Source organism: Streptomyces sp. NPDC002690 (genome assembly GCF_053592415.1).
The window spans coordinates 1-17,730 of sequence record NZ_JBSFVR010000148.1 but is presented as its reverse complement, the minus strand read 5'-3'; the positions used below and the strand labels follow the sequence as shown (position 1 = coordinate 17,730).

At 70.7% G+C, this 17,730-nt stretch carries 17 protein-coding genes; 4 read left to right on the top strand and 13 right to left on the bottom strand.

Annotation, left to right across the window (positions count from 1 at the left end; all coding sequences use genetic code 11):
* Window positions 1–37 precede the first annotated feature (37 nt).
* Genes ACWD3D_RS19520 through ACWD3D_RS19500 form a run of 5 tightly spaced genes read right to left on the bottom strand, consistent with a single transcriptional unit; the run spans window position 38 to window position 6,128 of the window.
* On the bottom strand, window positions 38–1,486 hold the full coding sequence (locus tag ACWD3D_RS19520; protein ID WP_451462086.1) for a cellulose binding domain-containing protein: 1,449 nt from the start codon (window positions 1,484–1,486) through the stop codon (window positions 38–40).
* Window positions 1,483–2,991: a beta-N-acetylhexosaminidase gene (locus ACWD3D_RS19515; RefSeq protein ID WP_451462087.1), complete on the bottom strand. Its 1,509-nt coding sequence runs from the start codon at window positions 2,989–2,991 to the stop codon at window positions 1,483–1,485. The genes ACWD3D_RS19520 and ACWD3D_RS19515 overlap by 4 nt, the downstream gene beginning before the upstream one ends.
* Window positions 2,992–3,005: 14 nt before the next feature.
* Window positions 3,006–3,851 (bottom strand): carbohydrate ABC transporter permease, encoded by an 846-nt coding sequence (locus ACWD3D_RS19510; protein ID WP_451462085.1) that lies wholly within the window; start codon window positions 3,849–3,851, stop codon window positions 3,006–3,008.
* Window positions 3,848–4,843, bottom strand: coding sequence for a carbohydrate ABC transporter permease (locus ACWD3D_RS19505; RefSeq protein ID WP_451462084.1), 996 nt, complete (start codon window positions 4,841–4,843; stop codon window positions 3,848–3,850). The genes ACWD3D_RS19510 and ACWD3D_RS19505 overlap by 4 nt, the downstream gene beginning before the upstream one ends.
* Window positions 4,844–4,871: 28 nt before the next feature.
* Complete coding sequence (locus ACWD3D_RS19500) at window positions 4,872–6,128, bottom strand: extracellular solute-binding protein (RefSeq protein ID WP_451462083.1); 1,257 nt, start codon at window positions 6,126–6,128, stop codon at window positions 4,872–4,874.
* 202 nt (window positions 6,129–6,330) lie between these two features.
* On the opposite strand from ACWD3D_RS19500, the gene ACWD3D_RS19495 reads away from it, so the two are divergent.
* The 3 genes from ACWD3D_RS19495 to ACWD3D_RS19485 all read left to right on the top strand — a co-directional run bounded on the left by ACWD3D_RS19495 (window position 6,331) and on the right by ACWD3D_RS19485 (window position 9,646).
* Complete coding sequence (locus ACWD3D_RS19495) at window positions 6,331–7,164, top strand: GntR family transcriptional regulator (RefSeq protein ID WP_451462082.1); 834 nt, start codon at window positions 6,331–6,333, stop codon at window positions 7,162–7,164.
* A 132-nt stretch (window positions 7,165–7,296) separates the two neighbouring features.
* Complete coding sequence (locus tag ACWD3D_RS19490) at window positions 7,297–8,511, top strand: right-handed parallel beta-helix repeat-containing protein (protein WP_451462081.1); 1,215 nt, start codon at window positions 7,297–7,299, stop codon at window positions 8,509–8,511.
* 34 nt (window positions 8,512–8,545) lie between these two features.
* Window positions 8,546–9,646, top strand: a complete 1,101-nt coding sequence (locus tag ACWD3D_RS19485) for a methyltransferase (protein ID WP_451462080.1) — start codon at window positions 8,546–8,548, stop codon at window positions 9,644–9,646.
* An 82-nt stretch (window positions 9,647–9,728) separates the two neighbouring features.
* Here ACWD3D_RS19485 and ACWD3D_RS19480 read toward each other — a convergent pair whose 3' ends face one another.
* The 7 genes from ACWD3D_RS19480 to ACWD3D_RS19450 form a co-directional block, all read right to left on the bottom strand.
* Complete coding sequence (locus tag ACWD3D_RS19480) at window positions 9,729–10,049, bottom strand: TcmI family type II polyketide cyclase (RefSeq protein ID WP_328723156.1); 321 nt, start codon at window positions 10,047–10,049, stop codon at window positions 9,729–9,731.
* A 78-nt stretch (window positions 10,050–10,127) separates the two neighbouring features.
* Window positions 10,128–10,607, bottom strand: a complete 480-nt coding sequence (locus ACWD3D_RS19475; protein ID WP_451462079.1) for an SRPBCC family protein — start codon at window positions 10,605–10,607, stop codon at window positions 10,128–10,130.
* Window position 10,608: 1 nt separating this feature from the next.
* Window positions 10,609–10,866 (bottom strand): acyl carrier protein, encoded by a 258-nt coding sequence (locus ACWD3D_RS19470; RefSeq protein ID WP_451462078.1) that lies wholly within the window; start codon window positions 10,864–10,866, stop codon window positions 10,609–10,611.
* A gap of 14 nt (window positions 10,867–10,880) precedes the next feature.
* On the bottom strand, window positions 10,881–12,140 hold the full coding sequence (locus ACWD3D_RS19465; protein ID WP_451462077.1) for a ketosynthase chain-length factor: 1,260 nt from the start codon (window positions 12,138–12,140) through the stop codon (window positions 10,881–10,883).
* Window positions 12,137–13,405, bottom strand: coding sequence for a beta-ketoacyl-[acyl-carrier-protein] synthase family protein (locus ACWD3D_RS19460; protein WP_451462076.1), 1,269 nt, complete (start codon window positions 13,403–13,405; stop codon window positions 12,137–12,139). The genes ACWD3D_RS19465 and ACWD3D_RS19460 overlap by 4 nt, the downstream gene beginning before the upstream one ends.
* Window positions 13,402–13,854, bottom strand: a complete 453-nt coding sequence (locus tag ACWD3D_RS19455) for a cupin domain-containing protein (protein WP_451462075.1) — start codon at window positions 13,852–13,854, stop codon at window positions 13,402–13,404. Before ACWD3D_RS19455 ends, ACWD3D_RS19460 begins: the two co-directional genes overlap by 4 nt.
* 71 nt (window positions 13,855–13,925) lie before the next feature.
* The gene (locus tag ACWD3D_RS19450; RefSeq protein ID WP_451462074.1) at window positions 13,926–15,044 is read right to left on the bottom strand and encodes a SchA/CurD-like domain-containing protein; all 1,119 of its coding nucleotides are present in this window, start codon (window positions 15,042–15,044) and stop codon (window positions 13,926–13,928) included.
* 256 nt (window positions 15,045–15,300) lie between these two features.
* Here ACWD3D_RS19450 and ACWD3D_RS19445 point away from each other — a divergent pair, with 256 nt between their 5' ends.
* Window positions 15,301–17,037, top strand: a complete 1,737-nt coding sequence (locus tag ACWD3D_RS19445; RefSeq protein ID WP_451462073.1) for an FAD-dependent oxidoreductase — start codon at window positions 15,301–15,303, stop codon at window positions 17,035–17,037.
* A 108-nt stretch (window positions 17,038–17,145) separates the two neighbouring features.
* Here ACWD3D_RS19445 and ACWD3D_RS19440 read toward each other — a convergent pair.
* A partial coding sequence (locus ACWD3D_RS19440; protein ID WP_451462072.1) for a class F sortase occupies window positions 17,146–17,730 on the bottom strand: 585 nt, incomplete at its 5' end.

Here is a 17,730-nt window from a genome sequence, read left to right as displayed (position 1 = left end):
TCCCGCCGGACGGGGTCCGGCGGGAAGGACCGGTGCATCAGGCCGCCGGCACCGTGTCCTCGAAGGTCTTGCCCGCCGCCCGGTAGGCGGCGATCTCCGCGGTGACTTGGGCCGGGGTCAGCACCTGGTCCTTGACGTGCAGCACCCAGTCGACCTTCTGGTCGTAGGCGCGCGGGGTGGTGCTGGTCTGGCCCGCGAGGTCGATCAGCCACTGGTTGAAGTTGATGGACATCGGCCGCTCCGGCAGGTAGCGGGAGTCGTGGCGGCCGAACTCGACGCCGTCGATGTAGTAGACGATGGCGGTGTCGTCGATGGTGAGGACGAGGTCGTGCCAGCCCGCGTAGCTGGTCCGTGATTCGGAATGCTGGTTGACCGCCTCCCACGGGTCGGGGCGGTAGGTCTCCCAGGACGTGGTGTAGAGGATGTTCGAGGGCTCGCCCCAGCCGCCGTTGGGCAGGTACTCGAAGTCGTACTCGGCGTAGTCGTCGGCCATCGGGGCCTTGAGGTCGTTGATGGTGAAGAAGGTGCTGACGAGGTGGTCCCCGTCAGGGCCGGACTTCGGAGCGTCGGCGAACCGCACCCGCGCCGCGTAGGTGCCGTTGCGGAACTTCGTCGCCTTGGTGAGCACTTCGCTCTGCTCGGTGCTCTCCGCCGTACCGGCGGTGGAGGTCTCCAGGTTCATGATCGAGTTGGTCCCCTCCTTGGCGAAGGTGACGTTCTCGGCCGGCCAGCTCGCGCCCGGCACCCCGGGACCGCCCGAGTTGGAACGTACGTTCCAGCCGTGGGTGCCGATCGCCGGGTCGCTGTACGACGTGTAGTTGAAGTCGTCGAAGAGCCGGGGTCCGGCGGCGGGCGGGTCGGTCGGGTTCGTCGGACCTGTGGGGTCGGTCGGGTTGTTACCGGTGGGCGCCGTGCCCCACACCTGGGTACCGCCGACGGCCGCGGTGACCTTGGACCAGTTCGCGTACGAGGTCTGCGCGGACCCGAACGAGTAGTCGTCGGACTGGTTCAGCGGCTGCCAGTTGGAGCGGTAGAACCGCAGCTGCATGTCGCCGGTGTCCGCGCCCGGGGCGAGCGAGCCGGCGCCGGCGGTGAAGCCGATCTCCAGGTACCGGTCGGCCGTCGCGGTGGGGCTGGACAGCGTGCCGAAGGTTCCGGTGATGTTGGCGCACCCCTTGACCGCCCAGGAACAGGCGTAGGTGTACGAGGCCCCGGAGTCCGCCTTGAAGTAGTAGCGGATCTTGACCTGGGCGAGGGAGACGGACGCGCTGCCGGTGTTGACGGCCTTGAGCCAGGGTTCCGCCTGGTCGGAGCCGGTGGAGCTCTGCCGGTACTGGATCGTCAGGGGCTCGCCCGCCGCGGTGGCGGGAACGGCCGCCAGGGTGGCGCAGCCGAGGCCCGCCAGTGCGGTGGCGGCCAGTGCGACGCGGACGCGGGAGACGCCGCTGTGGGTGCGTGCTCTTCTGCTCGTGCTGGTGCTCGTCACCTGGAGTTCCTCTCGGGATGGTGGAGCGTGGAGGGACGGCTCGGCACGCCGAGGGTGTCGAGCCGGGTCTTGTGGTGGTCCAGCCGCGCCTGGAATCCGTCCCAGTCGTGTCCGCCGGACCAGGCGGTGTCGGCCAGGGCGCACAGCCGGGGGAAGACGAGGTACTCGGCGTGTGCGGCGGTGGGCACGTACTCGGTCCACAACTGCGCCTGTGTACCGAGCACTTGCGCGGACTCCGTCGCGTCCCAGTGGGCCGGCGCGGGGTCGGTGGCGTAGACGGTCGGCAGGTCCACGAGGAAGCCGGGCTGGCCCGGCGGCTCCTGCGGGTGCGTGGACTGCGGGTAGTCCAGGTAGGTGGAGCGGTGCGGCGCCATGATCACCGGATGACCGGTGCGCGCGGCGGCGAGACCGTGCTCCTGGTCCCGCCAGGCCATGACGGTGAAGGACTCCGGCAGATCGTCCCCGCGGTCGGTCCAGCCGAGCGGGCGTCTGCCGTGTTCGGCCAGGAACGTCCCGACCCGCTCCATCAGCCAGCCGCGGAGCGCCCCGGGACCGGCCAGCCCCTCGTCGGCGACGCGCCGAAGCGCGGTGGGCGAGGAGTGCCACTCGTCGGTCGGGCACTCGTCGCCGCCGACATGGATGTACTCCGAGGGGAAGACCTCCATGACCTCGCCGAGCACGGTCCGGCAGAAGTCGAGAGCCTCGTCGTGGACACCCAGGACGGTGTCGCACACGCCGTGGCGGTCCCAGACGTCCAGCCGGCGGTCGGGGAAGTTGCCGAGGTGCGGGTAGGCGGCGAGAGCGGCGCGGACGTGGCCGGGCATCTCGATCTCCGGGACGACGGTCACCCCGCGGTCGGCGGCGTACGCCACCAGGTCCGTCAGTTCCCGGCGGGTGTACGCGCCTCCGTGCGGCAGCCCGCCCACCTCGGTGAGCCGGGGGTAGGCGCCGACCGGCATCCGCCATCCCTGGTCGTCGGTGAGGTGCAGGTGCAGAACGTTCAGTTTGTGCAGGGCCAGCAGGTCCGTGAAGCGTCGCAGGAACGAGACGGGCTGGAAATGACGGGCCACGTCGAGCATCGCCCCGCGCCAGGCGAAGCGCGGCACGTCCGTCGTCTCCAGGCAGGGGACCGACCACGGTGTGCCGTGCACCGGGCCGGCCGAGAGGGCGGCGGGCGGGAGAAGCTGACGAAGGGTCTGGACGCCGTGCAGCAGTCCCTCCGGCCGGGCCGCCCGCAGCAGGACGGCGTCCTCGCTGACGGTCAGTCCGTAGCCCTGGGTGCCGAGGCCGGTGAGATCGGGGTCGAGGGCGAGGACGACCCGGCCGTCCTCCGTGAGAGGCAGCGGCAGCCCGGTGGCCGGGGCGAGCAGGGTACGCAGCAGCAGGGCGGCGGGCTCGGTGCCCGGGGTGGCGCGGATCGCCGTGGCGCTGTCGAAGGTGAACCGGCCCCGTCGCAGATGGAGCCTCAAGGGGCCCGGTACGAGGCCGAGGCCGGTGGGGGGCATGGACACGGTTTCTCCTATCCCTTGACCGCGCCACCGGTCATACCGGTGGCGACCCGTCGCTGGAGAACGAGGAAGAGGACGAGGACGGGCAGCGCGAAGAGGGTGGATGCCGCCATGGTGGCGCCCCAGTCGGTACCGAAGACGTTCGAGAACGAGGAGAGCCAGACGGGCAGCGTCCGGTCGTCCTGGTCCTTGATGATCAGCATGTTGGCGAAGGCGAACTCGTTCCACGCGGTGATGAAGCCGAAGAGGGAGGTGGCGAGCAGCCCCGGTGCCAGCAGCGGGAAGGTGACCCGGCGGAAGGCGGCGGCCCGGGTGCAGCCGTCCACCTGGGCCGCCTCCTCCAGCTCGGCCGGGATGGCGGAGAGGAAGCTCCGCAGGGTCACGATGGTGAACGGCAGCGTGATCATGAAGTAGACGAGGGTCAGGGTCGTGAGCCGGTCGAGCATGTCGGTGTCGCGGGCGATGACGTACATCGGGATCAGCAGCGCCTCCCAGGGGGCGACCTGCGCGACGAACACCATCAGGACGAAGCCCCGCCGGCCCTTCCAGCGCATCCGGGCCACCGCGAACGCCGCGCCGAGGGCGACGACGAGGGCCAGCAGCACGCAGCCGGCGGTGACGAGGAGGCTGTTGCGCCAGAACGACCAGAAACCGTCGGCCGTCACCGCGTCGGAGAAGTGCTCCAGCGTCAGCGAGGTGGGCAGGAACACGGGAGTCTCGGCCTGGATGTCCGCGGTCGGCTTGAACGCGGTGAGGATCATCCAGTAGACGGGGAAGACGCTCAGGCCGAAGACGACCAGCGCCCCGGCGTTCAGGGGCAGTCCGCGCAGGAGAACGCGGACGGGACGGGCGCTCACAGCTCGGCCTCCTGGCGGAACATCTGGCGGAAGTAGAGGATCAGCGCGCCGACCAGAACCAGCACCGTGAGGGTCGCCGCCGCGGCCCCGAGGTCGTAGCGGTGCAGGGACTGGGCGACCTGGTAGGCGTAGACGGGCAGCGTGGTGGTCGCGCCGCCCGGCCCGCCCTTGGTGACCGCCCAGATCTGCGCGAAGCACCGGAAGACCCAGATGACCTCCAGGCTCAGCACCAGACCGAAGATCGGCCGCAGGACCGGCAGCGTGATGGAGCGGAAGATCCGCCAGCCGCCGGCCCCGTCGATCCGGGCGGACTCGAAGAGTTCGGCCGGCACCGTGGTCAGCGCGGAGTGCAGGGTGACGGCGACGAACGGCACCGACTGCCACACCACGAGCAGCACCAGGACGGTGAAGGCGGCCGGACCGTGCGCGAACCAGGAGTAGTTCTCGAAGGAGTCGAACCCCATCCGGACCAGCAGCCAGTTGACCACTCCGAGCCGGGAGGAGAAGAGCCACTGGAAGACCGTGGTGGCGGCGATCACCGGACTCGCCCAGGCGAGCACCAGCCCCACGAGGACCAGGGTCCGCATCCGCTTGCCGAGCCGTTGCAGCATCAGCGCGACGCCCGTACCGATCACCATGATGAGCGCGACGTTGACCGCGGTCCACCAGAGCGTGCGCCGCGCCACCTCCCAGAACTCGCCGTCCCGCAGGATCGCCGAGTAGTTCTCCAGGCCCGCGAACTCCGCGTCCCCGCGGATCAGTTCGGCCATGCCGTAGTGCTGGAAGGAGATCAGCAGGTTACGCGCGAGGGGATAGGCCAGCAGGAAGGCGAACCCGACCACGGTCGGAGCGATCAGCAGATACGGCCAGAGGGCGCCCGGCACACCGCGGCGGGGTCCGCCCGTCACCCCGGCCGGGGGAGGGGCCTCCGGGGCGGTGGGGCCGGCCGGTGCGGCCTCCGCCGTGCCGGCCATGTCCGCGGTCCGCGTCATGCCCGTCCCCCTTCGGGCGCTGTCCGGCTCACGGGTTGAGGGTCTTGCTGATGGCGTCGGACGCGGCCTTCGCCGCCTTCGCCGGGTCGGTCCCGGTGAGCACGGCCGTCATGTACTCCTTGATCGGGTTGGTCGCCTCGACGGCGGCCCACTCGGGGGAGTTGGGCGTGGCGCGTCCCTGCGCCGCGGCGGCGGCCATCGCCGCGTTGCCCTCGTCGTCCTTGAGGACACCGGCCAGGGACGTCCGGTTGGGCACGTAGCTCATGGTGCGGGCGAGTTCGGTCTGCTCCTTCTCGCCGGCGAGCGCCGCGATCACCTCGTACGCCGCCTTCTGGTGGGCCGAGGCCACGGGGACGATGAGGTCGGAGCCTCCGGTGAAGGTCGCTCCCGGCTTACCGGCCGTCTTGCCGGGGATCGGGAAGAAGCCGAGCTTGCCCGCGAGGGCGGGGTTCGCCTGCTCCACGATCTTCGCGCCGCCGGGCACGGCGATGATCTGGGCGACGTCGCCCTTGGCGAAGACGTCCGCCTGGGGAGGCTTGGCCTCGTCAGAGTCCTTGGGCCCCTTGCCCAGAGCCTGGAGCTGCTCGTAGAACTCCATGCCCTTGAGCGCCTCGGGGCTTTCGAGCGCGCCCCGCCACGTGTCGCCGTCCTTGACCGCCAGCTCGCCGCCCTCCTCCCACACGAAGCCGGCCAGGGTGTACCAGTTCTGGCCGGGGAGGTAGATGCCCTGCGTGCCGCCCTTGTCGAGCTTCCCGGTGATCTCCAGCCACTCCTCGCGGGTCTTGGGCGGCGCGGTGACGCCGGCCTTCGCGAAGAGGTCCTTGTTGTAGATCACCACGCGGTTGGCCGCGTACCAGGGGATGCCGTACTGCTTCCCGTCGACCTTCCCCGGTTCGGCGAGACCAGGCAGCCAGTCGGCCCCCTGCAACTCCGTCACCTTGTCGCTGAGATCGAGCACCCCGCCGCTCTGCGCGTACTGCGCGACCTGCGTGTTGCCCACCTCCAGCACGTCAGGGGCGTCCTTGCTGGCGAGAGCGGCGGTGATCTTCTCACCGATCCCGTCCCACTCCTGTATCTGGATGTCCAGGTCGGTCCCCCGGTGCTGGGACTCGAAGTCCTTCTCGAACCGCTGGAGATAGGAGTCGGAGACGCTGTCCTTCATGATCCAGACGGTCAGCGTGGAGGGTCCGTCCGACTGGTCGGACCCGGAGGAGGTGCTGTCGCACGCGGTGAGCGCACAGGTTGCCGCCAGGGCGACCGCGGCCGGGATGAAGCGGATCTTCACTGGATTCACCTCGAAAAAGAGTTGACCAATTGGTCAACTGGACAACGGCGTGGCTAGAAGGTGGCATAGACCAGTGGTGGCGTCAACCCTCCAAGTAATAAGGGCAGTTAGGTGCGTTGTAGACTCAGGGTTGCTCAAGGTTGCACCATTCATCATTTACCACCGGACCAGTTGCCGACGAAGAGGCGGAGAGGTCGGATCCATGCAGAACAGCTCCTCAGGCTCAGGCGGCGTACTCAAGCGGGAGCGGGTCCGTGAGCACCTGCTCGGCCTGATCGAGGTGCGGCGTCCCGGGGACGCCATTCCCTCGGAGCGCACCCTCAGTGCCGAACTGGGTGTCTCGCGACCCACGTTGCGGGCCGCGGTGGACGAACTCGTCGCAACCGGACAGCTCGTGCGCGAACACGGGCGCGGAATGTTCGTGGCCCCGGCCAAGATCACCCAGGAACTCGTCTCGGACGATGCCGCCTTCGTGGTGCCCCGGGCGGCAGGTGTCTGGTCCAGCAGGCTCCTGCAGCTCGACACGATCCGTGCCGGTGCGCGCATCGGCCGCAAGCTGCGGGTGTCGCCCGCCGCCGAGGTGGTCTACATAGCCCGGCTGCGGCTGGTCGACGGCTCACCGATGGCGATCGAACACCTGCACATCCCGGCGGAGCTCGTCCCCTCCCTCACGCCGCAGGAGCTGGAAGCGGGCGACCTCTACGATCACCTGCGCGAGCACCACCACGTCCACGTCGACCAAGCGGTCCAGTCCATCGAACCGACCGTCATCAACGAGGCCGAGGCCGCGGTCCTCGACATGCCGGTCCTCTCGCCCGCCCTGCTGATCGAGCGCCTCACCACCGACACGGCGGGCCGGCCCGTCGAGTACGTGCACTCCCTCTACCGGGGCGACCGCTACCGGATCGTCTCCCGGCTGTCGCTGGGGACCTCCGCCCCGCATCCGGGGTCCGAGAGCCACCATCCGGGAATCCCTCCGGGGGACTTCGCGCACGGAGACATCATCACCTCGTCCACGACGGGGGACGCCCACTGAGTCGGTCGGGGCTCCGGCGCGGCAGGGCGAGCGGGGCCGTGGGGCGTGCCTGTAACCCATTCAGGGGCGCGCGTTGTATCCACTCGCTCACCCTGCGTGGCGTAGGCGGTTGATCGCCCATAGCTTCGGCTCATGAGAACAAAACACATGAAATGCCTGGCGGGCGTCACTGCCGTCACGGCCACCGTCCTGGGGCTCTCGGCCGCTCCCACGGCAGCGTCCGCACACCACGAACACGTGGTACACCCAGGAGAATCGATTCAGGAGGCGGTCGACGCCGCCCACCCCGGCGACACCGTCGTCGTTCTGCCCGGCACCTACCGCGAGAGTGTGCTGATCACCACGCCGGGCCTGACACTGCGCGGGACGGGTGAACGTACGGTTCTCGCACCCCAGGCGGCCGAGACGCCCGCCGGGACGTCCACCGGGACGACGCCTGAGACCCCCGCCGGGACGACGCCTGAGACCCCCGCCGAGGCGCCCGCCGGGACGACGCCCGCCAAGGCGACACAGGGTGCTCCCGCCGCCGCCAAGGGGCCGAGGGCGGTCAACGCGTGCGCGGCGGGCGGCAACGGCATCTGCGTCGTCGGCACCGAGAAGAACCCCGTCGACGGCGTCCGAATCCGTGCGCTCACCGTCACCGGCTTCGCCAAGAACGGCGTCTGGGCGTCCCGGACCGACGGGCTCTCCGTCCGCAGGGTGACCGCCCGGGACAACGGCACCTGGGGCATCGCCCAGGAGCACTCGACCCGCGCCGACATCCGGCACAACACCGCCACCGGCAACGGCGACGCGGGGATCTTCGTCGCGAACGCGGTCAACGAGGAGGGCGGAGCCACGGACACCGGCGGGACGACCATCGCGGACAACGCGGTGAGCGGCAACCGCATCGGCGTCACCGTACGCCGGGTCAGGAACCTGCTGGTCGACGACAACACCATCACCGGCAACTGCAGCGGGATCTTCGTCGTGGGCGACGAGTCCAAGCCCGCTGCCGGTGCGATGACGATCAGCGGCAACCGCATCGTGAAGAACAACAAGCTCTGCGCGGCGACCCCGCGCCTCTCCGCGATCCAGGGGTCCGGCATCGTCCTGACCGGCAGCGAGAGCACGGTGGTGCGGTCCAACGTCATCCAGGACAACGCCGGCTCCACCGACTTCTCCGGCGGCATCGTGCTCATCAAGAGCTTCGTGGGCGCCCTCAACACCGACAACACCGTCCAGGACAACCTCGTGAGCGGCAACAGCCCGGCCGACCTCGCCGACCGCGACACCTCGGGCACCGGCAACACCTTCGTCGGTAACACCTGCGCCACCTCCGTACCGGCCGGGATGTGTGCCGAATGACCACCCACCGCCGCACCAGGAGGACCAAGACCGCATGACCACCGTGAGCCCCACCCCCGAGACCAGCCCCGAGAAGGCACCCCTCACCTCCACCCTCGCCGCGCCCCACGTCCACACCGGCGCCCCGACCCCGCCGCCGTCCATGCGCCTGCGGGAGCTCGCCTTCGGAGCCGCGTGCGCCGCGGCCGTCCGCGCGGCGGCCCGGCTGGGCGTCGCGGACGCCCTCGGTGAGACCCCGGCCTCCGCGGCCGAACTCGCCCTCGTGGTGGACGCCGAGCCCGTACCGCTCCGCCGACTGCTGCGGGCGCTGACCTGCTACGGCGTCTTCGCCGAGACGGAGGACGGCAAGTTCGTCCACACCGACACGTCCCGGCTGCTGCGCGAGGACGACCCGCACAGCCTGCGCTACATCTCCCTGTGGTGCACCGAGCCCTGGACCTGGGACGTCTGGCCGCGTCTGGAGGACGCGGTGCGCACAGGATCGAGCGTCTTCCCCGAGACCTTCGGCAAGGGCTTCTTCGACTACCTCCACCAGGACGCCGGCGAGTCCGCCCACGTGTTCAACCGGGCGATGACCACGTCCAGCGTGCAGTCCGCACGGGACGTCGCCGAATTGCTCGACCTGACCGGCGTCTCCTCCGTCGCCGACATCGGCGGCGGCCAGGGACATGTGCTCGCCAGCCTGCTGGAGAAGCACCCCTCGGTCCGGGGAACCCTCATGGACCTGCCGGGCGTCGTGGCCCGCGCGGACGCGCGGCTGCGGGACGGCGGCCCGCTCGCCGACCGGGTGCGGATCGTGGCCGGCGACTGCCGCGAGGACATCCCGTTCGAGGTCGATCTCTACATCATCAAGAACATCCTCGAATGGGACGACGAGAGCACCCGCAGGACCCTCGCCAACGTCGTCGCCGCGGCCCGCCCCGGCGCCCGCGTGGTGATCATCGAGAACCTCGTCGACGACACCCCGTCGATGCGGTTCACCACCGCCATGGACCTGCTGCTTCTGCTCAACGTCGGGGGAGCGAAGCACACCCGGGAGAGTCTGCTCGGGCGCATGTCCGAGGCGGGTCTCCGGGTCGGCGAGATCCACCCGGTCAACGCCTACCTCCACGCCTTCGAGTGCACCGTGCCGTAAACCGGCCGCGCCACCGAAACGCCCCGGGTCCGGCACCGAAGTGCCGGACCCGGGGCGATCTTCTTGTGTGCGGGAGCGAGACCTACCGCTGCCACGTGTAGAACGGCTGGGCCATCGCGTCCTTCGGACCGCGCCAGGTCTGCGGGTCGTACGGGCTCACGAAGGCGGTGAGCCGGTCGCTGATGGCCTTGAACTCCGGGTGCTCCGTCACCTTCGCGATCTCCGGGCCCGGGGGACGGTCGGACTCGATCAGGTGCAGGTACACGTCGCCGAACTGGAACAGGGTGCGGCGGTGGACACCGACGAGGTGGGGGAGGTCCGTGTTGTCGGAGGCCTCGAACAGCTTCGCGATGTCCGGAGCCGAACCCGGAGCCATCCGGGCGACGATCAGAGCGTGGTGCATCTGGCTGCCTTTCGGGGCATCAGGGGTTGCCGGTGGCGGACCGGGGCGACCCCGGTCCGCCGGAGGACCGGACAACCTCTAGTTGGCGGGTACGGCCGCGGAGCGGCGCTCACGGTCGCGCTGCTCGATCTTGTCGCGGATGAGCTCCATCTGGACACGGGAGTTGCGGTTGATGTTGTCGGTCATCCACGCGTCGTCCACCGGGGCGTCCGGGCGCATCGCGAAGTCCTGCCGCCAGAGCATCCGCGTACCGCCCTGGACCTCCGTGTACTCCCACCGGATGTCCATGTGCTGGAACGGCCCGGGCTCGACCCGACGGGCCTGCACGTTCCGTCCCGACCGGTCGGTGGTCCGCTCCGAGACCCAGCTCCAGATCTTGCCGTTGTCGTCGGGGTGCATGGTGAGACGGAAGGTCGTCTTCTGTCCCTCCCGCTTGAGGACCTCGACCGCCGCGTACTCGCTGAACAGCTGCGGCCAGTTCTCCAGATCGTTCGTCGTCTCCCAGACGAGATCCAGGGGCGCGGCGATGATGATCTCGTTCTCGGTGTGTCCGGACACGTCAGGCTCCTGTCACGAGGGTGTTGTTGACGAGGTCGAGGAACTCGGCGGGCGTCTTGCACTGGTCGGCGTCGGCCGGCAGCGCGTGGCCGTAGCGGTTCTCCAGCACGGCCACGATGCCCAGCAGGCCGAGCGAGTCCAGGCCGTAGTCCTCGAAGGCCGAGGTGGGACGGCTCGCCATCTCGGAGGCGGTGGCGTTGAGGCCGGCGCCGCTCTTCATCAGGGCGGCCAGTTCTTCGTACGTCAGCTGATCGGGCATGGGGACCACTCCTTCTACAGCGGGGTGTCGGTGGGGCGGCGCAGCACGAGGGCCGAGTTCGACCCCATCAGGCCGCGGCTCAGTACGAGCGCCGTGCGCAGTTCGGCTGGGCGCGCCCGCCCGGTGACCACGTCCAGGTCGTGGCACACGTCGAAGACGTTGGGCGTCGGCGGGATCAGACCGTGTTCCATGGCGAGTACGGCGGCTGCCGTGTCCAGCACCGGCGCGCCGCAGTAGGCGCGACCGGTCCCGGTCTTGGGTGCCGTCACCGGCACCCGGCGTCCGTGCGCGCCGAGCGCGTCGGCGATCGCCAGCGCCTCCGCCCGGTCCGCCGAGGGCACACCGAGCGCGTCCGCGAAGACCACGTCGATCTCCTCCGGTGCGCAGCCGGCCTCCCGCAGTGCCCCCTCGATCGCGCGGGCGAGGCCCGCGCGGGACTCCTCCCAGCGGGACGCGCCGGTGAAGGTGGCCGCGTGGCCGGCCAGTTCGGCCCGCACCCGGGCGCCGCGGTCGCGGGCCGCCGCCTCCTCCTCGACCACCAGCATGCCGCCGCCTTCGGCGGGTACGAATCCACAGGCGTCCGCGGTGAACGGCCGGTAGGCGCGGGTGGGTTCGTCACTGAGGCTGAGGTCTGTGTAACCGAGCTGGCAGACGACCGAGTACGGCGCGAGCGGCGCCTCGGCGGCGCCGACCACCACGGCGTCGGTGCCCCGCCGGATGGAACGTGCCGCGTGCATCAGCGCGTCGAGACCACCGGCCTCGTCGCTCGCCACCACGGCACACGGCCCCTTGAAGCCGCCCCGGATCGAGATCTGACCGGTGCTGGCCGCGTAGAACCAGGCGATGGACTGGTACGGGCCGACGAAACGGGAACCCTCCCCCCACAGCCGCTGGAGTTCGCGCTGGCCGAACTCGCCGCCACCCGAGCCGGCGGCGGTGACCACGCCCACCTTGAACGGCGCGTCCTCGTAGTCGGCGCGGCCGAGCCGCGCGTCGCTGAGGGCGAGATCGGCGGCGGCCATGGCGTAGTGCGTGAAGCGGTCCGTCTGGACGAGGAAGCGCTCCTCGATGAAAGCGACCGGATCGAAGTCCCTGACCTCGCCGGCGACCTTGAGCGGGAGGTTCTCGCACCCCTCGCGGGAGACCAGGTCGAGGACGCTGACCCCCTCCTGGGTCTGCTTCCAGAAGGCGCCGGCGCCGGTCCCGTTGGGGGCGACGACACCGATCCCGGTGATGACGGAGGTGCGGTGCGCGGAGGCTGCCGGGGCGCTCATGAGGTCCTCCCGCCCGAGCGTGTCAGGGCGACGGCGGACTGGAATCCCCCGAATCCGCTGCCGACCGAGAGCACACTGCGCAGCTTGAGCGGCCGTGCGGTGCGCGGGACGTAGTCGAGATCGCACTCGGGGTCCGCGGTCTCGTAGTTGGCCGTCGGCGGCACCGTCTGGTGTTTGAGGGCCAGCACGCACGCCGCGATCTCGATGGCCCCGATGGCGCCGAGCGAGTGGCCGACCATGGACTTGATCGAGCTCATCGGCACCTTGTACGCGTGCGAGCCGAGAGCCCGCTTGACCGCGGCCGTCTCGTGCCGGTCGTTCTGCTTGGTGCCCGAACCGTGTGCGTTGACGTAGTCGACCTGCGATCCGTCGAGGCGGGCGTGCGCGAGGGCGGTGTTGATGGCCTCGGCCATCTCCAGCCCCTCCGGTGTCAGCCCGGTCATGTGGTACGCGTTCCCGAAGGTGGCGTACCCGGAGATCTCGCAGTAGACGGTCGCCCCGCGGGCCCGTGCGTGCTCCAGCTCCTCCAGGATGAGGACGGCACCGCCCTCGCCCATCACGAACCCGTCCCGGCGCGCGTCGAACGGCCGGGAGGCGTGCTCCGGGTCGTCGTTGTTCGCCGAGGTCGCCTTGATGGCGTCGAAGCAGGCCACCGTGATCGGGGTGATCGGGGTGTCGGACGCCCCCGCGACGCAGACGTCCACACGACCCTCCTCCACGGAGTGGAAGGCGTACCCGATCGCGTCGAGCCCGGAGGTGCAGCCGGTGGAGACGGTCTGCACGGGCCCGTGCGCACCGACTTCCTCCGCGACCGCGGAGGCCAGAGTGCTCGGCGCGAACGCCCGCTCCAGGTGGGCACCGGCCGCCCGGTGGTCGACGTCCCAGCGCGCACCGCTCTCGCTGACCGCGACGTAGTCGTGCTCCAGACGCGTGGTGCCGCCGACCGCCGTGCCGAGGGACACCCCGATGCGCCAGGGGTCCTCCTTCTCCAGGTCGAGCCCGGCGTCGCCCAGCGCCTCCCTTGCCGCCACCAGCGCGAACTGGACGTACCGGTCGGAGCGGGCGATCAGGTCCGCGTCCAAGCCGTGGGCGACGGGATCGAAGTCGCACTCGGCGGCGATCCGTGAGCGGAACTGCGTCGGGTCGAACAGGGTGATCCCGCGGGTCGCCGTACGGCCGTTGGCGAGCAGGTCCCAGAACGCGGGGGCGCCGATGCCACCGGGGGCGACGACGCCGACCCCGGTGACGGCCACGCGCCGGGTCATGAGGACGCCGCCGTTCGTTCTGGCGGCGCTCCGCGCTCGGCCGTCCGGCTCGCCTCCGTGGCCTCGGTGACCTCCGTGTCGACGTGGCCGAGTTCGGGACGCGGGGCGAGCGGGCCCAGGTGGAAGACCATGCGCGCCTCCACGTCCCCCACGTTGCGGAAGCGGTGGCGGACGTGCGGGGGGATCAGCAGACCCTGGTCGGGCCGCATGGGAAACGTCTCGCCGTCCAGGTCCACTTCGAGCTGTCCGGCCACGACGTAGACGAACTCCTCGGAGTAGGGGTGGTAGTGCTCGCCGATCCGGTCACCGGGGTCGACGAGGGCCAGCCCCATGAAACCGCTGGTGGCTCCGACCGCCGTCGGGGTGAGCATGGCGCGGAGGTCGCCGCCGCGCCTGCGGTTGGGCTGGGTCTCGCTGAGATCCACGATGCGATGCCGGTGGATGGTCATGGCTGCTTTTCTCCAGGCACGTTGTGAGGTGTGACGGCAGGGCGGGGCCGGCCCCCGTTGCCGGTGACGCGTCAGGACTCGGCGGACCGACGGTCGGTGATCAGGTCCATCTCGGACTGGGCGAGGAAGCGCGCGGCCTCCGCGTCGTCTCGCGGCATGCCCTGCGCACCGCTGTCGAGGAGGCGTTCGAGCATGGCCGCCTTGCGGTCGCCGCCGATGCCCAGCGCCTGCGTGGGCTGCGCGTCGAGCGGGCCGCTCACCTCGAGGAGCCGCACCACGACGTCGTCGCGCTGGAAGATCGTGCTGCTCTCGATGGGGCTCGCGACGTCGTCCGCGTTCTCCTCGTCCTGGCCCGCGAACAGCCGGGCCAGCGCCATGCCGCAGCCTTCCTTGGCCTGGTAGAACAGCGCGTGCCGCTGGACGTCGGCGGCGTCGTGGCGGCCGGCCGTCACATGGTGGACGGCCGGGAGGGCCGCCCGGGTGAAGAACAGCCGGGCGGAATTGGAGTCGCTCAGGTCCCGGTCCTGCTCCAGGTACGGGTTGATCGCCTCCTCCACGGCCCTGACCTCGGGCTGGCGGGAGACGTGCCGCAGGGCCGCCATCAGGTCGCCCTCGATCTCGACCGCCCGCACGACACGGTTGCCGCGCATGAAGAGCGAGGTGCGCAGCAGCCGGGTGTTCTCGTTGACCTGGGCCTGCGGGGAGTCGTAGTCGGCGAGGATCTTCGCGACGATCTCCTCCGTGCCCGGCTTCACCGTGAAGGTCAGCGCGTGGCGCACGACGCCGTTGCCCAGACGTGGCGCGGACTGGAGCCGGCCCTTGGCATGCTCCGGAGTGCTCTCGAACGCGGCCCCGGTCTCCCGCAGCACGCTGAAGCGCAGTGAGCGGGTGTCGCGTACACAGCTGTGCAGCGGCTGCACCGTCGCCACGTGCTCTTCGCTGTTCACCCAGGTCAGGAAGGGCGGCGCGCTCTCCCACTCGCTGGTGATGAGCCACTGCGAGGGGTTCTCGATGGACTGGCACAGCTGGTCGCTGATGTGTCCGGGAATCGAGGCGACCTGGTTGCGCATGTGCTCGTACGCCTCCAGGAACTGGTTCTGGGCGCCGTCGTGCAGGTCAAGGAGCAGTATGACCCGGAGCCTCGAACCGTCGAAGGCGGACTGGGATACCCGTTCCGAGAGGATTGTCATCGCTTGTGTTCTCCTGTCCCGTCCCGCCCGTCATGGGCAGGTTTCGGTGGAAGTCGCGCAGGTCCCTGCCTGCCGGTGGGTGACGTCCCGCCCCGTGCGACGCGCGCACCGCTCCCGCGACCGATCGTGGAACGCTGGTACGGGCGGCGCCAGATTTATGAACCGTTCAGGTGAGGCGTCGGCACAAGCCCCGCCGACCGCCTCCCGGCAGGGCATGGACACTGCGTCCCCCATGCCTTTGAGCTGGAGCAATCGAATGAACGAAAGCGTCGACCACCGCGTGCCTGTCCTCATCGTGGGCGGCTCCCTGGTGGGGTTGTCCACCTCTCTCTTCCTGAGCCGGCTCGGCGTCGACCACCTCTTGGTGGAGAAACACCGCAGCACCTCGACCCACCCCCGGGGCCGGGGCAACAACGTCCGCACGATGGAGGTGTTCCGCAGCGCCGGCGCGGAGCGGCTCATCCGGGACGCGGCATCCGTACTCGCCGACAACCACGGCATCCTGCAAGCCGGTTCGCTCACCGGCGACGACCAGGAATGGCTCTTCAAGGAGATCGACCCGGGCAATGGACTCGCCCGGTTCAGCCCGAGCGGCTGGTGCCTGTGCAGCCAGAACGACCTGGAACCCGTCCTGGTCGACCACGCCCGGGATCAGGGCAGCGACTTGCGGTTCTCCACCGAGCTGCTCACCTTCGAGCAGGACCTGGACGGAGTCACCGCGGTCGTCAAGGACCGGGAGACCGGGGAACACACCACGGTGCGCGCCGACTACCTGGTCGCGGCCGACGGCCCCCGCAGCCCCATCCGCGAGCAGCTGGGCATCGGCCAGACCGGCCCCGGAGACCTCTTCCACAACGTCAGCATCACCTTCCGCTCCCGCCGCCTCGCCTCCGTGGTCGGCGACCGGCGCTTCATCGTCTGCTACCTGACCAACCCGGCGGCGGACGGGGCGTTGCTGCCGGTCGACAACGAGGAGCGGTGGGTCTTTCACGCGCCGTGGCAGCCCGACCGGGGCGAGACGCTGGAGGACTTCACCGACGAGCGGTGCGCCGAGCACATCCGTCTGGCGGTGGGCGACCCGGAACTCGACGTCGAGATCACCGGCAAGGCCCCCTGGCACGCGGCCGAGCGGGTCGCCGAGAGGTACGCCTGCGGTCGGGTCTTCCTGGCCGGGGACTCCGCCCACGAGATGTCTCCCACGGGGGCGTTCGGCTCGAACACCGGCATTCAGGACGCGCACAACCTGGCGTGGAAGCTCGCGGCTGTTACCGGCGGGGCGGCGGGTCCGGGGCTGCTGGACACGTACGAGGCGGAGCGGCTCCCGGTGGCGAAGGCCACGAGCGCGCGCGCTTCGGCCCGGTCGAGCGAGCACAGCCACCCGGGATACGCCGGGCCGCCCGGAGGACAGGGCGGCCCCGGTGCACAGGGCCGGCCCGGCGGCCCGGGCGGACAGGGCGGTCCCGGTGGTCCGGGTGGGCCCGGTGGTCCGGGTGCTCCCGGTGGGCCCGGTGGCGGCCGGCAGGGAGGCATGCTCTCCGTCGCTCTCGGCTACCGCTATGTGCGGGGAGCGGTCCTGGGCGTCGACCCGGAGCTCCCCGTCGTCCCCGAGGGCATCGGTCTTACGGGCGAGCCCGGCACTCGCGCCCCGCACATGTGGCTCGACCGCGACGGCGAGCGGATCTCCACGCTGGACCTCTACGAGCAGGCGTTCGTCCTGCTCTGCGACGCGAACAGCTCGGAGTGGCGCGGCGCGGCCGGCCAGGTGGCGAAGCGACTGGCGATCCGTCTGGACGCCTTCACGGTCGGGTCCGGCCCCGACGCGGATCTGCGGTCCGAGGAGGGCGCCGACTGGGCCGCCGTCCACGGCACCTCCGCCCAGGGCGCCGTGCTGGTACGGCCCGACGGATTCGTCGCCTGGCGCGCACAGGGCGCGGAGCCCGACCCGGAGGGGGCGCTCCAGAAGGCCGTGACGACCCTTCTCCACCGGAACTGATCCGGAATCACCGGTCCCCGGCGCGCCCCTCGGGCCGCCGGGGACCGGTGCGTTCGCCGGGAGCCCGTCGTCACCGGCGTGTGCCTGCTGTCCACCGACGTGTGCAGGTCAGCGGGAGCCGGTCAGGGCCGCGAAGACCACGACGTTCTCCTGGTAGCCGGACCTCTTGTCGTACTCGCCACCGCAGGTGATCACCCGCAACTCCGGCCGGTCCGAGGGGCCGTAGACCTTCTCGTCGGGGAAGTCCTTCTTGCTGTAGGAGTCGACGGCGTACACCGTGAACACGGCGACGCTCCGGTCCGCACGGACGATCTCGACGGTGGCGCCCTCGCGCAGGGCGCCCAGCAGGAAGAACACACCGGGCCCGAGCCGGGTGTCGACATGGCCGGTCGTGATGGCGGTGCCCACCGCCCCCGGTACCGTCCCGTCCGCGTACCAGCCGCTGAGCACCGGGTTGTTGTCGGGGGGAGTCTCCAGCGCGCCGGAGGCGTCGAGGCCCAGCTTCATCATCGGCGAGTCCACCTTGAGCGCGGGGATGCGCAGCCGTACGGGCAAAGACGGCGGAAGCGGCTGTGTGACGGGACCCGCCGGGTGGGCCGGGCCGGCGGACGCGCCCGGCCCGGGGCTCGCCGGCACCGGTCGCAGGGGCGCCGGCCGGACGGGCGGCCGGGGGAGCAGCACCGGCGGCGCGGT

What these genes read in the sequence shown, in the direction of transcription:
- ACWD3D_RS19515 (WP_451462087.1), bottom strand. Translation starts at nt 2,991, where the DNA reads ATGCCCCCCACCGGCCTCGGCCTCGTACCGGGCCCCTTGAGGCTCCAT.
- ACWD3D_RS19505 (WP_451462084.1), bottom strand. Translation starts at nt 4,843, where the DNA reads ATGACGCGGACCGCGGACATGGCCGGCACGGCGGAGGCCGCACCGGCC.
- ACWD3D_RS19495 (WP_451462082.1), top strand. Translation starts at nt 6,331, where the DNA reads ATGCAGAACAGCTCCTCAGGCTCAGGCGGCGTACTCAAGCGGGAGCGG.
- ACWD3D_RS19490 (WP_451462081.1), top strand. Translation starts at nt 7,297, where the DNA reads ATGAGAACAAAACACATGAAATGCCTGGCGGGCGTCACTGCCGTCACG.
- ACWD3D_RS19485 (WP_451462080.1), top strand. Translation starts at nt 8,546, where the DNA reads ATGACCACCGTGAGCCCCACCCCCGAGACCAGCCCCGAGAAGGCACCC.
- ACWD3D_RS19480 (WP_328723156.1), bottom strand. Translation starts at nt 10,049, where the DNA reads ATGCACCACGCTCTGATCGTCGCCCGGATGGCTCCGGGTTCGGCTCCG.
- ACWD3D_RS19470 (WP_451462078.1), bottom strand. Translation starts at nt 10,866, where the DNA reads ATGCCCGATCAGCTGACGTACGAAGAACTGGCCGCCCTGATGAAGAGC.
- ACWD3D_RS19465 (WP_451462077.1), bottom strand. Translation starts at nt 12,140, where the DNA reads ATGAGCGCCCCGGCAGCCTCCGCGCACCGCACCTCCGTCATCACCGGG.
- ACWD3D_RS19460 (WP_451462076.1), bottom strand. Translation starts at nt 13,405, where the DNA reads ATGACCCGGCGCGTGGCCGTCACCGGGGTCGGCGTCGTCGCCCCCGGT.
- ACWD3D_RS19455 (WP_451462075.1), bottom strand. Translation starts at nt 13,854, where the DNA reads ATGACCATCCACCGGCATCGCATCGTGGATCTCAGCGAGACCCAGCCC.
- ACWD3D_RS19450 (WP_451462074.1), bottom strand. Translation starts at nt 15,044, where the DNA reads ATGACAATCCTCTCGGAACGGGTATCCCAGTCCGCCTTCGACGGTTCG.
- ACWD3D_RS19445 (WP_451462073.1), top strand. Translation starts at nt 15,301, where the DNA reads ATGAACGAAAGCGTCGACCACCGCGTGCCTGTCCTCATCGTGGGCGGC.